The sequence below is a fragment of the Streptomyces sp. WAC05292 genome, assembly GCF_003949955.1.
Lineage (GTDB): Bacteria > Actinomycetota > Actinomycetes > Streptomycetales > Streptomycetaceae > Streptomyces > Streptomyces globosus.
Genome location: NZ_RPSE01000165.1, coordinates 1 through 12,230 on the forward strand (window position 1 = coordinate 1; position 12,230 = coordinate 12,230).

Genomic DNA, 12,230 nt, shown 5'->3' on the forward strand with positions numbered 1-12,230 from the left:
CCTTCACCCGGCCCTGCGCCCCGTCCCTGCCGACGGCCGACCCGGCCGCGCCGCCCGCGAGGATCCCCGTGTCGGTCCGCAACGCCACCGGCGGCAGGGACGGGGCGCAGGGCCGGGTGAAGGGCCGGGCCGGCGAGGTCGCGGCCGTGCTGGCCGGCAAGGGGTTCGCCCGGGCCGTCGCGGACACCCAGACCGGGTCCGAGGACACGACCGTGGTCCGCTTCTCCAGCCCGGACCAGGCGGGTGACGCCGCGGCCGTCGCGACCGCGCTGGGCCTGCCGGCCTCCGCCGTGCAGAAGACGGACGACGTCACCGGGATCGTCCTGTTCGTCGGGAAGGACTGGCGGACCGGCAGCGCGCCGACCCCGCCCCCGCCGGCCCCCACCAAGGCGCCGGACTCCTCTCGTCCGCTCAACGGCGGCAACGACAAGGAGTGCATGGCGATCCAGCCGGGCTTCACCTGGTAGGCACCCGCACCTGCGGCGCACCGCGCGCGGCGGCCCGTGCGCGGTGCGGCACGGGAAAGGGGCCCGTGCCCCGCGGTCCTCGGACCGCCGGGCACGGGCCCCTTCTCCGTGTACGCCGAGAAGGCCCTCAGGCGGCTGCCGACGGGTCCGCCTGCGGCGCCGGCCGCCGGCTCGCGATGACCTTGTCGGCCAGCGAGCGCGGGCTGCTGAGGAAGCCGAAGCCCCACGACATGTGCATCGTGGCGATGGCCACCGGGATCTGCACCCGCGCCTTCGGAGGCAGCCCCCGGCCCGCAGGGATCGACCCGAGCGTGATGCCCGCCAGGTAGCCGGCGGGGACGGCGAAGGCCCAGGGGGTGATCGCCGCGCCGGCGACGATGCTCGCCGCGATGGCGCACACCGCGGTCGGCGGGGCGAGGTAGCGCATGTTGATCGAGCCGGCGTGGTACCGGGCGACGACGTGCCGCCAGCGGCCGTAGTCCTTGTACTGCTTGGCCAGCGCCCGCACCGACGGCCGCGGCCGGTACTGCACCTTCAGCTCGGGCGAGAACCAGATCAGGCCGCCCGCCTCGCGGATGCGGTAGTTCAGCTCCCAGTCCTGGGCGCGAATGAACTCCTCGTTGTAGCCGCCGGCCCGCTCCAGGGCCTCCCGCCGGAACACGCCCAGGTAGACGGTCTCGGCCGGGCCGGCCTCGCCGCCGGTGTGGAAGGCCGCGTTGCCGACGCCGAGCCGGGAGGTCATCGCCGCGGCGACGGCCTCCTCCCAGGCGTTCTCGCCCTCGGCGTGCATGATGCCCCCGACGTTCTGCGCTCCGGTCTCCTCCAGGAGGCGGACGGCCGTGGCGATGTAGTTCGGCGAGAGCATGCCGTGGCCGTCGACGCGTACCACGATCGGGTGGCGCGACGCCTTGATGGCGGCGTTGAGGGCGGCCGGGGTGCGGCCGGACGGGTTCGGGACGGTGACGACGCGAGGGTCCTCGCGTACGAGCTCTGCGGCGATCTCGTCGGTGCGGTCCGTGGACGGCCCCAGCGCGATCACCACCTCCATCTCACCGGCGTACTCCTGTCCGAGGATGTGGCGGACGGAGTTGCGCAGGTGGCGCTCCTCGTTGAGCACCGGCATGATCACCGAGACTGCGGGCTGCTGGGCGGGCATGTGGTCCTTCAAGGTCGGGTATCGGTGTCACGTTACCGCGTACGGGGGAAACGGGTGCGCGCCGCCTGATCGGTGGGGACCGGCGCTGATCGTACGGGCCTACTGTTCTGACGATCTGACCGATGTGTGTGGATTCTTCCCTGACGGCCGCTGCAGATCCCGCGGAGGTGTTCCCCCGTGCCCCAGCCACACCGCCCACCCCGACCCGCCCGGCCCCGCGAGCCGCAGCGCGCGCGGCGCGGCGGGGCACCGGCCCGGCGCGGGAACGGCCGGCCCCGGTGGGGTGTGCGGCTGGCGGGCGGGCTCGCGGTGGCGGTCCTCGGCTCCGGCGCCGTCGGGCACGCGGTGATGACCGGCCTGGACACCGGCATCCAGCGGGTCGACCCGTTCAAGGACATGAAGAACCGGCCCGCCGGCGGGCACGGCCTGAACTTCCTGCTCGTCGGCACCGACGGCCGCGACGCCACCACCCCCGCCGACAAGCGCCGCTACCGCCTGGGCGGCGCCCCCTGCCGCTGCACCGACACCGTCATGCTCGTCCACCTCTCGGCCGACCGGCAGCGCGCCAGCGTCGTCAGCCTCCCCCGCGACAGCTACGCCGAGCTGCCCGCCCACCGGGACGAGGCCGGCGGCCGCGCGCACGGCCCCCACCCGGTGAAACTCAACGCCGCCTACGCCGAAGGCGGGCCGCAGCTGACCGTGCGGACCGTCGAGCAGATGACGCGCGTCAAGATCGACCACTATCTGGAGGTCGACTTCACCAGCTTCATGAAGACCGTCGACGCGATGGGCGGCGTCGAGATCTGCACCGCCAAGCCCCTGCGCGACCGCAACACCGGCCTCGACCTGGCGCCCGGCAGCCACCGGCTGGGCGGCGGCGAAGCCCTGCAGTACGTCCGCTCCCGGCACGTCGACGGCGCCGCCGACCTCGGCCGGATGCAGCGCCAGCAGCGCTTCCTCGCCGCCCTGGTCGAGCAGGCCACCTCCAGCGGGGTCCTGCTGAACCCCGTCAAGTTCAAGGAGGTCAGCTCCACCCTTCTGGGCTCCGTCCGCGCCGACCCGGGCTTCGGCTCGGAGCAGATGCTGGCCCTCGGACAGGCCATGCGGGACTTCACCCCGGCCTCCTCCGAGTTCGCCTCCGTGCCCGTCGGCGACCCGTCGTTCCCCGTGAAGGGCATCGGCTCGACCGTGAAATGGGACGCGGCGAAGGCCGCCGCGCTGTTCACCGCCCTCCGCGAGGACCGCCCGCTCGCCCCCGCCGCACCGGCCCGGACCGGGCCGCGGCAGCCCGCCCCCGTCCCCGTGGACGTGCCCCCGCAGCAGGTCCGGGTCCGCGTCGAGAACGGCACCCGCGCCGACGGCCTCGGCGGCCGCGTGGACGCCGCCCTGCGGGCCACCGGCTTCGACACCACCCGGGCCCCCGGGAACGCCGCCCGCCGCGACCACAAGCGCACGGTGATCGCGTACGACCCCCGCTGGGACCGCTCCGCGCGCACCGTCGCGACCGCCCTGCCCGGCAGCGAACTCCGCGCGGTGCCGGGCCAGGGCCGCACGGTCCGGGTGATCGCCGGAGCGGACTACCGCAAGGTGGTGCCCGTCCGCCCGGAGGAGCCGCAGCGCGGCCCCTTCGGCACGGTCACCGGCGACCAGGTGGTGTGCCCCTAGGGTCTGGCCGGCCCGCCGGGTTCAGTCCTCGTCGAAGCCCTGCGCCGCGCGCTCCTCGCGCAGCGCCATGATCGCCCGGCGGCGCGCCAGCCGGTGCGTGCGGCGGATCTGCGCCTCCTGGTAGCGGCGCTTGTCCTGGTCGGTCTCGGGGACCACCGGCGGCACCGTGCGCGGCTTGCCCTCCGCGTCGACGGCCGTGAACACCAGGTACGCGCTGCCGACCTGCGTCGCCGGGGTGGACTCGTTCCACCGCTCCGCGAGCACCCGGACGCCGATCTCCATCGACGAGCGGCCCGTCCAGTTGCACTGCGCCTTGACGTGCACCAGGTCGCCCACGCGGACCGGGGCCAGGAAGGCCATCTCGTCCATCGACGCGGTCACGGCCGCGCCGCCGGAGTGGCGGCCGGCGACGGCGCCCGCCGCGTCGTCGACCAGCTTCATGATCACGCCGCCGTGGACGGTGCCCAGCAGGTTGGTGTCGTTGGCGGTCATGATGTGGCTGAGCGTGGTCCGCGAAGCCGAGGTGGGCTTCCCCTGCAGGTCGCCCGCCGTCGCGCCCGGTATGTGTGTCATACCGACACCTTAAAGCCGTCGCGGATGCCACAGCTGTGCAACAGCACCGGTACGAAGCGGGACCCGGGCTGTCCCCCGGCTCCCGCGACCGGGCATCCTATGCCGCATGAACGAGTGGCCAGAAGGGCGCGGGGACCGCCGCGACGACGGATACGGGCACGGCAGCGCGCAGGCGCAGCCGGAAGGCGCCCGGCGGATGCCCCACGTCCAGCGCCGGCAGCCGGGCCTGCCGCAGCAGCCCCAGCGGCCGCCGCAGCCGCCGGTCCCGCCGCGGCCCGGCCGCCGGCCCGCACCGCACGTGCCGCCGCAACAGGGCGCCGGCCACGACGCCGACGGCTACGACAGCGGCTACAACACCGGCCAGGTCTACGGCACGCCCCAGCGCGCCCCGCAGCGCCCCGGCGGCCCGGCCGGCCCCTCGGGCGGCGGCCCGGGCGGCCCCGGACGCCCGGCGGCCGCGCCCGACTGGGGCCGGCGCATCAAGGTCGGCTCCATCGCCCTGGTCTCCGTCCTCCTCGTCACCGCCATCGGCACGTACGTGTGGGCCGACTCCAAGGTGCGCCGCGAGGTGGACCTCTCCAAGGTCATCGAGCGTCCCGAGGACGACGGCTGCACCACCTACCTGATCGTCGGCTCCGACAGCCGCGAGGGGCTGACCGAGGAGGACAAGAAGAAGCTCCACACCGGCTCGGCCGACGGCAAGCGCACCGACTCGATGATGATCCTGGCGGCCTGCTCCGGCGGGACCACCATGATCTCGCTGCCGCGCGACTCCGACGTGGAGATCCCCTCCTTCGTCGGCTCGCAGTCCGGCAAGAAGTTCCCGGCGCAGGGCCGGCGCACCAAGCTCAACGCGGCGTACGCCGAGGACGGCCCGGAACTCCTCGTCCGCACCGTCGAGCACAACACGGGCCTGCGCATCGACCACTACGCCGAGATCGGCTTCGCGGGCTTCGCGAACATCGTGGACGCGCTCGGCGGCGTGGACATGAACATCGAGAAGGCCTTCAAGGACGAGAAGTCCGGCGCCGACTTCAAGGCCGGCGAGCAGACCCTCAACGGCGAGCAGGCCCTCGCGTTCGTCCGCACCCGCTACGCCTTCGCCGAGTCCGACCTGGCCCGTACGAAGAACCAGCAGAAGTTCCTGGCGACGCTGGCGAACCAGGCGGCGACGCCCGGCACCCTCCTCAACCCGTTCAAGCTGTACCCGGTGCTCGGCGCCGGCCTCGACACGCTGATCGTGGACAAGGACATGTCGCTGTTCGACATCGGCGAGATGTTCTTCGCGATGAAGGGCATCACGGGCGGCAGCGGCACCTCGATGAACATGCCGATCGCCGGCGAGCGGGGCGGCAACCTCGTGTGGGACAAGGCGAAGCTCCAGCAGATCGTCAAGCAGATCCAGAACGACGAGAAGGTCACCGTCACGGGCAACTGACGCCGCGACGGACGACGGCCCCCGCTCCGGTGCCCGGAGCGGGGGCCGTCGCCGTTCGCCCGTGCCGGCTCAGCTGTCGGGGGAGAACCGCAGCGCCTTCGGCGGCAGCTCGGCCCGGCACCACACGCGGGCGCCGGCCCGCAGTTCGTTGTCGGCGCCGACCAGCGCGCCGTCGCCGACGACGGCGGCGTCGACCACGGTGCGCGCGCCGACGGTCGCGCCGTCGCCGATGAGGCTGGCGGTGACCTGCGCGTCGGGCTCGATGACGGCGCCGTCGAGGACGATGGACCCGGTCACGACGGCCCCCGCCCCGACGCTCGCCCCGGCGCCGACGACGGTGCCGCCGGAGAGCTTGGCGTCCGGTGCGACGCGGGCCCCGGGCAGCACCAGGGACTCGCCGCGCGGACCCGGCACGGCCGGGGAGGCCACGACCCCGCGGACGAGGTCCGCGGAGGCCCGGACGAACGACTCGGGCTTGCCGAGGTCGAGCCAGTACGTGTTCTCGGTGACGCCGTGCAGGACCGCGCCGGCGGCGAGCAGGCCGGGAAACGTCTCGCGCTCGACGGAGACCGGCCGGTCGTCCGGGATGGAGTCGATGACGCTGCGCTTGAAGACGTAGCAGCCGGCGTTGATCTGGTCGGTGATGATCTCCTCGGGGGTCTGCGGCTTCTCGGTGAAGGCCAGCACCCGCCCCTCGGAGTCGGTGGGGACCAGCCCGAACGCCCGCGGGTCGTCGACCTGCACCAGGTGCAGCGTGACGTCGGCCTCGGCCGCCCGGTGGGCGTCGACGAGGCCGGCGATGTCGAGGCCGGTGAGGATGTCGCCGTTGAAGACCAGCACGGAGGAGTCCGGCCCGCCGGTCAGCCGCCGGGCGGCGTTGCGGATGGCCCCGCCGGTCCCGAGGGGCTCCTCCTCGACGACGTACTCCAGGCTGACGCCGAAGTCGGATCCGTCGCCGAAGTACGGCTCGAAGACCTCGGCGAGGTAGCAGGTCGCCATCACGATGTGGGTGACCCCGGCGGCGGCGGCGCGGGCTATCTGGTGGGCGAGGAACGGCACCCCGGCGGCGCGCACCATCGGCTTCGGAGTGTTGACCGTGACGGGGCGCAGCCGCGTCCCCTGCCCCCCGACCAGCAGGATCGCTTCCAAAATGTTTCTCTCCCCACCCCGGGTCGGGCCTGTGAAGGTCCAAAGTTAGCCCATGCGGGGCATGTGCCGGCCGGAGGCGGGGCGAAACGGGGCCGCTCCGCCGCCTCCGGCCGGGAATCACCTGTTACGGCAGGTTGCGCGCCATGACGATGCGCTGGACCTGGTTCGTGCCCTCGTAGATCTGCGTGATCTTCGCGTCGCGCATCATGCGCTCGACCGGGTAGTCGCGGGTGTAGCCGTAGCCGCCGAGGAGCTGGACGGCGTCCGTGGTGACCTCCATGGCCACGTCCGAGGCGAAGCACTTGGCGGCGGCGCCGAAGAACGTGAGGTCGGAGTCGGTGCGCTCGGACTTGGCGGCGGCCGCGTAGGTGAGCTGGCGGGCGGCCTCGATCTTCATCGCCATGTCGGCCAGCATGAACTGGACGCCCTGGAAGTCGGCGATCGGCTTGCCGAACTGCTTGCGCTCCTGGACGTAGCCCTTGGCGTAGTCGAGGGCGCCCTGGGCGATGCCGAGGGCCTGGGCCGCGATGGTGATGCGGGTGTGGTCCAGGGTCTTCATCGCCGTGGCGAAGCCGGTGCCCTCGGCGCCGATCATGCGGTCGGCCGGGATGCGGACGTTGTCGAGGTAGACCTCGCGGGTCGGGGAGCCCTTGATGCCGAGCTTCTTCTCCGGGGCGCCGAAGGAGACGCCCTCGTCGCCCTTCTCCACGACGAAGGCGCTGATGCCCTTGGAGCGCTTCTCCGGGTCGGTCACGGCCATCACCGTGTAGTACTCGGAGACGCCCGCGTTGGTGATCCAGCGCTTGACGCCGTTGAGGACGTAGAAGTCGCCGTCGCGGACCGCGCGGGTCTTCATGCCGGCCGCGTCGGAGCCCGCGTCGGGCTCGGAGAGGCAGTACGAGAACATCGCGTCGCCCTTGGCGAGCGGGCCCAGGTACTTGGCCTTGAGCTCCTCGGAGCCGGAGAGGATCACCGGGAGGGAGCCGAGCTTGTTGACGGCCGGGATCAGGGAGGAGGAGGCGCACACGCGGGCGACCTCCTCGATGACGATCACGGTGGCCAGGGCGTCGGCGCCGGCGCCGCCGTACGTCTCGGGGACGTGCACGGCGTGCAGGTCGTTGGCGACGAGGGCGTCCAGCGCCTCCTGCGGGAAGCGGGCCTCCTCGTCGACCGCGGCGGCGAACGGGGCGATCTTCGCCTCGCAGAGCGAGCGGACGGACTCGCGGAGCATGTCGTGCTCCTCGGCCGGGCGGTACAGGTCGAAGTCGGCAGAACCCGCCAAGATCTCTCACTCCCCAAGGTGAACCACGTGCTAACTACCGTTAAGTAACCCAAATCTTAGTGTCCGCCGCACGCGCAGCGATATGTACGCGGCACGTGAGCTGCATGACAACGCCCGGTACTCCCGGGAACGTCCCCCGTACGGGCGCGACTATGCTCGGTTGCCGCAACAGGCCCCGCACCTCTGGAGCAGCCATGGCCCCCCTCAGGATCACAGTGATCGGCACCGGCTACCTCGGCGCCACGCACGCCGCGGCGATGGCCGAGCTGGGCTTCGAGGTGCTCGGGCTGGACGTGGTCCCCGAGAAGATCGAGATGCTGGCCGCCGGACGGGTGCCGATGTACGAGCCCGGCCTGGAGGAGCTGCTCGCCGCGCACGTCGCCGGGCTCCCGGGCTCCACGGGCCGGCTGCGCTTCACCCGGTCCTGGGAGGAGGTCGGCGCGTTCGGCGACGTCCACTTCGTGTGCGTCAACACCCCGCAGAAGCACGGCGAGTACGCCTGCGACATGAGCTACGTCGACTCCGCGATCGAGTCGCTGGCCCCGCACCTGGCCCGGCCCGCCCTCGTCGTCGGCAAGTCGACCGTGCCCGTCGGCTCCGCCGACCGCCTCGCCGCCAAGCTGGCCGCACTGGCCCCGGCCGGCGCCGATGTGGAGCTGGCCTGGAACCCGGAGTTCCTGCGCGAGGGCTTCGCCGTCCAGGACACCCTGCACCCCGACCGGATCGTCATCGGCACCCGCGGCGACCGCGCCGAGAAGGTGCTGCGCGAGGTATACGAGCGGCCGATCGCCGAGGGCAGCCCGCTGGTCGTCACCGACTTCCCGACGGCCGAGCTCGTCAAGACGGCCGCCAACTCCTTCCTCGCCACGAAGATCTCCTTCATCAACGCGATGGCCGAGGTCTGCGAGGCCGCCGGCGGCGACGTCGCGAAGCTCGCCGAGGCGATCGGGCACGACGACCGGATCGGGAGCAAGTTCCTGCGCGCCGGCATCGGCTTCGGCGGCGGCTGCCTGCCCAAGGACATCCGCGCCTTCATGGCGCGCGCCGGCGAGCTGGGCGCCGACCAGGCCCTGACGTTCCTGCGCGAGGTCGACTCGATCAACATGCGGCGCCGCGGGCACATGGTGGAGCTGGCCCGGGAGGCGGTCGGCGGGGCGTTCCTCGGCAAGCGGGTCGCGGTGCTCGGGGCCACCTTCAAGCCGGACTCGGACGACGTACGGGACTCGCCCGCGCTGAACGTGGCGGGGCAGATCCACCTCCAGGGCGGCCAGGTCACCGTCTACGACCCGAAGGGCATGGAGAACGCCCGCCGCGTCTTCCCGACGCTGGGGTACGCCGAGTCGGCGGTGGCGGCGGCGCGCGGCGCGGACGTGGTGCTGCACCTGACCGAGTGGCGGGAGTTCCGCGAGCTGGACCCGGTCGAGCTGGGTGCGGTCGTCAGCGACCGGCTGGTGCTGGACGGGCGCAACGCGCTCGACGGGGAGCGGTGGCGCGCGGCCGGGTGGACCTACCGGGCGATGGGACGTCCGCGCGCCTGACGGGCCGTGCGGAAGCCGGCGGGGCGGTCAGCCCGCTCGGCGGTGTGCGGCCGCGCGGGCGGTGAACTCGGCGGCGCGCAGGACGCGCTGGGCGTTGCCCCAGGTCAGTTGGGCGATGTCGGTCTCGGGCCAGCCGCGTTCGAGGAGTTCGGCGATCAGGCGCGGGTAGCCGGAGGGGTCGGTCAGGCCGGTCGGGCGGTGGGTGCCGGGCTCGGTGCCGGGCTCGGTGCCGAAGGAGGCGCCGAGGCCGACGGATCCGGGGCCGGCGACGGCCCGCATGTGGTCGAGGTGGTCGGCGACGGCGTGGAGTGAGTCGCCGGTCTGCCCCGTGTCGAAGGAGGCCATCGCGAGGCCCCCTGCCGCGCGGAGGGCGAGCAGGACGTCGTCGTCCGTGTTGTCCGGGTGCGGGGTGAGGGCGTCCGCGGCGGTGTGCGTGGCGATGACGGGCGCCTTGGAGGCGCCGGCGATCCGGAGGGCGGCGGCCGGGGTGCAGCCGGTGACGTCGAGGAGCACCCCGAGCCGGTTGGCCTCCATGACGACCTCGTGGCCGAAGGGGGTGAGCTCCTCGGCGGCCCAGCAGGCTCCGGCGGGGGCGAGGACGCGGACGCCGAGGGCGTGGAAGGCGCGCAGGGCGGCGAGCGAGTCGGTGAGGGTGGCGCCGGGGACGGGGCCGAGGAACGAGGCGATGCGGCCGCGGTTGCGGGCGTCGGCCATGTCGTCGGCGGTGAGCGCGAGGCAGAGGCCGTCGGGGTAGCGGCGCAGGAGGGCGAGGGCCGCGTCGACCTGGTCGAGGGCGTCGGCGAGGGCGTCGCCGGGGGTGGTGCCCCGGGGCGGGAGCAGGGACCAGAACTGGGCGCCGACCCCGCCGGCGCGCAGGCGGGGGATGTCGGTGTCGACGCCGGAGTCGGGGGTGCCTATGTCGTGGTACGGGCTCTGCCGCAGGGTCCGGACGAGGGTGTTGTGTCCGTCGGCGACGGGATGCAGGGACAGCAGGGCGGCGGCCCGGTCGAGGGCGGAGGCCGAGGCCTTGGCCGGGGCGGGCGGCGCGGCTCCGACGGAGGCCGGTCCGGGCGGGGGCGTCTCGGCGGCGTACGCCAGGTGCGCGGGGGTCTGTTCGTCCTGCAGATCGGCCATGTTCGCTCCGGGGTGGGCGGCAGCAGGGAAGGGAGAGGTGCTGCCACCGTGCCACGCGGGGCGGGCGGGCGGCCCGGCGGATGCGGCGTTCGGGTGAAACGCGCAGGTCAGGGCGAGGCTGGAGCGGCCGTCCCGCCCCGGCCCGGCCGTCGCCGCAGCGGGGCGGGCCGGGCCGGGCGCGGCCGGGCGGTTCAGGCGCCGGTGTCGAGGACCGCGTTGGAGGGGCCGCGGGTCGCCGAGAGGTCCCGGGCGACGGCCTCCGCGTCGCGCAGCACCCGTACGGCGTTGGACCAGGTGAGCTTGGCGAGGTCGGCGGGCGACCAGCCGCGGTGCAGGAGTTCGGCGACGAGGTTCGGGTAGCCGGCGACGTCGTCGAGCCCGGAGGGGGTGAACGCCGTGCCGTCGTAGTCGCCGCCGATGCCGATGTGGTCGATGCCGGCGACGTCCCGCATGTGGTCGAGGTGGTCGGCGACGGTGGCCGCGGTCGCGACGGGGCGGGGGTGCTCCGCCTCGAAGGCCCGGTGGACCGCCATCGCCCCGGCGGTGGTGTCGAGGTGGTGGAAGCCGTGGGCGCGCAGGTTCTCGTCGGCGGCGAGGGTCCACTCGACGGCCGCCGGGAGGATGAACTTCGGCACGAACGTGGCCATGGCGACGCCGCCGTTGGCGGGGAGGCGCTCCAGGACGTCGTCGGGCACGTTGCGCGGGTGGTCGCAGACGGCGCGGGCGGAGGAGTGGGAGAAGACGACGGGTGCGGCGGAGGTGTCGAGGGCGTCGCGCATCGTCGTGGCGGCGACGTGCGAGAGGTCGACGAGCATGCCGATCCGGTTCATCTCGCGGACGACCTCGCGGCCGAAGTCCGCCAGACCGCCGTGCCGGGCCTCGTCGGTCGCGGAGTCGGCCCAGTCGATGGTGTCGTTGTGGGTGAGCGTCATGTAGCGGACGCCCAGCAGGTGCAGGGCGCGCAGGGTGGCGAGGGAGTTGTTGATGGAGTGGCCGCCCTCGGCGCCCATGAGGGAGGCGATCCGGCCGCCCTCGCGGGCCGCTTCCATGTCGTCGGCGGTCAGGGCGCGCGCCAGGTCGCCGGGGTAGCGGTCGATCAGCTGGGTGACGGCGTCGATCTGCTCCAGGGTGGCGCTGACCGCCTGGTCGCCGGCGTAGTCGGAGCGGACGAACACCGACCAGAACTGCGCGCCGACCCCGCCGGCGCGCAGCCGGGGGATGTCGGTGTGCAGGTGGGCGGAGGTGTCGCCGGCGATGTCGCGCTGCGCGAGGTCGTAGCGGACCTGCTGGCGCAGGGCCCAGGGCAGGTCGTTGTGGCCGTCGGCGACGGGGTGTTCGGCGAGCAGGGCGCGCGCCTGGTCGAGGCGGTCCGCCGCGGTCACTTGCCGAACCCGAAGGACTCCGCGCCGGAGGCCTTGGCCCGCAGCCGCTTGCCCTTCTCGGTGGCCTGGTCGTTCAGCTCCTGCTGGAAGTCGCGCATGCGGGCGAGGAGCTCGCCGTCGTGGGCGGCGAGCATGCGGGCGGCGAGGAGGCCGGCGTTGCGGGCTCCGGCGACGGAGACGGTGGCGACGGGGACGCCGGCGGGCATCTGGACGATGGACAGGAGCGAGTCCATGCCGTCGAGGTACTTCAGCGGCACGGGGACGCCGATGACGGGCAGGGGGGTGACGGAGGCGAGCATGCCGGGCAGGTGGGCGGCCCCGCCGGCGCCGCCGTACGTCTCGGGGACGTGCACGGCGTGCAGGTCGTTGGCGACGAGGGCGTCCAGCGCCTCCTGCGGGAAGCGGGCCTCCTCGTCGACCGCGGCGGCGAACGGGGCGATCTTCGC

General features: G+C 73.7%; 11 protein-coding genes. 4 read left to right on the plus strand and 7 right to left on the minus strand.

All coding sequences use genetic code 11. The features are described 5' to 3' along the window. Positions 1–467 (plus strand): LytR C-terminal domain-containing protein (locus EF903_RS18335; protein WP_148142532.1); only part of this gene is annotated, 467 nt, incomplete at its 5' end. A 127-nt stretch (positions 468–594) separates the two neighbouring features. Here EF903_RS18335 and EF903_RS18340 read toward each other — a convergent pair. Next, positions 595–1,623 carry a glycosyltransferase family 2 protein gene (locus tag EF903_RS18340; protein ID WP_125544512.1) on the minus strand — a complete coding sequence of 343 codons (1,029 nt, stop codon included), beginning with the start codon at positions 1,621–1,623 and terminating at the stop codon, positions 595–597. Positions 1,624–1,908: 285 nt separating this feature from the next. Between EF903_RS18340 and EF903_RS18345 the strand changes: the two genes are divergently transcribed. After that, entirely contained in the window at positions 1,909–3,288 is a 1,380-nt protein-coding gene (locus EF903_RS18345) for an LCP family protein (RefSeq protein WP_125544514.1), read from the plus strand. 21 nt (positions 3,289–3,309) lie between these two features. On the opposite strand, the gene EF903_RS18350 is transcribed toward EF903_RS18345, so the two are convergent. Next, positions 3,310–3,861 carry an acyl-CoA thioesterase gene (locus EF903_RS18350; protein WP_125544516.1) on the minus strand — a complete coding sequence of 184 codons (552 nt, stop codon included), beginning with the start codon at positions 3,859–3,861 and terminating at the stop codon, positions 3,310–3,312. 106 nt (positions 3,862–3,967) lie between these two features. Here EF903_RS18350 and EF903_RS18355 point away from each other — a divergent pair, with 106 nt between their 5' ends. Then, positions 3,968–5,299 carry an LCP family protein gene (locus EF903_RS18355; protein WP_125544518.1) on the plus strand — a complete coding sequence of 444 codons (1,332 nt, stop codon included), beginning with the start codon at positions 3,968–3,970 and terminating at the stop codon, positions 5,297–5,299. Between the two features lie 69 nt (positions 5,300–5,368). On the opposite strand, the gene EF903_RS18360 is transcribed toward EF903_RS18355, so the two are convergent. Together EF903_RS18360 and EF903_RS18365 are read right to left on the minus strand one after the other, a co-directional pair. Continuing rightward, complete coding sequence (locus tag EF903_RS18360) at positions 5,369–6,451, minus strand: sugar phosphate nucleotidyltransferase (protein ID WP_125544520.1); 1,083 nt, start codon at positions 6,449–6,451, stop codon at positions 5,369–5,371. Positions 6,452–6,572: 121 nt separating this feature from the next. After that, complete coding sequence (locus EF903_RS18365) at positions 6,573–7,730, minus strand: acyl-CoA dehydrogenase family protein (protein WP_125544522.1); 1,158 nt, start codon at positions 7,728–7,730, stop codon at positions 6,573–6,575. A gap of 194 nt (positions 7,731–7,924) precedes the next feature. Between EF903_RS18365 and EF903_RS18370 the strand changes: the two genes are divergently transcribed. Further along, positions 7,925–9,268, plus strand: coding sequence for a UDP-glucose/GDP-mannose dehydrogenase family protein (locus EF903_RS18370; protein ID WP_125544524.1), 1,344 nt, complete (start codon positions 7,925–7,927; stop codon positions 9,266–9,268). A gap of 27 nt (positions 9,269–9,295) precedes the next feature. Here EF903_RS18370 and EF903_RS18375 read toward each other — a convergent pair whose 3' ends face one another. From EF903_RS18375 to EF903_RS18385, 3 genes are all read right to left on the minus strand, one after another. Beyond that, positions 9,296–10,402 (minus strand): membrane dipeptidase, encoded by a 1,107-nt coding sequence (locus tag EF903_RS18375; protein WP_125544526.1) that lies wholly within the window; start codon positions 10,400–10,402, stop codon positions 9,296–9,298. Between the two features lie 191 nt (positions 10,403–10,593). Further along, positions 10,594–11,784 (minus strand): dipeptidase, encoded by a 1,191-nt coding sequence (locus EF903_RS18380; protein WP_125544528.1) that lies wholly within the window; start codon positions 11,782–11,784, stop codon positions 10,594–10,596. Continuing rightward, positions 11,781–12,224 carry an AIR carboxylase family protein gene (locus tag EF903_RS18385; protein ID WP_125544530.1) on the minus strand — a complete coding sequence of 148 codons (444 nt, stop codon included), beginning with the start codon at positions 12,222–12,224 and terminating at the stop codon, positions 11,781–11,783. The genes EF903_RS18380 and EF903_RS18385 overlap by 4 nt, the downstream gene beginning before the upstream one ends. Positions 12,225–12,230 lie beyond the last annotated feature (6 nt).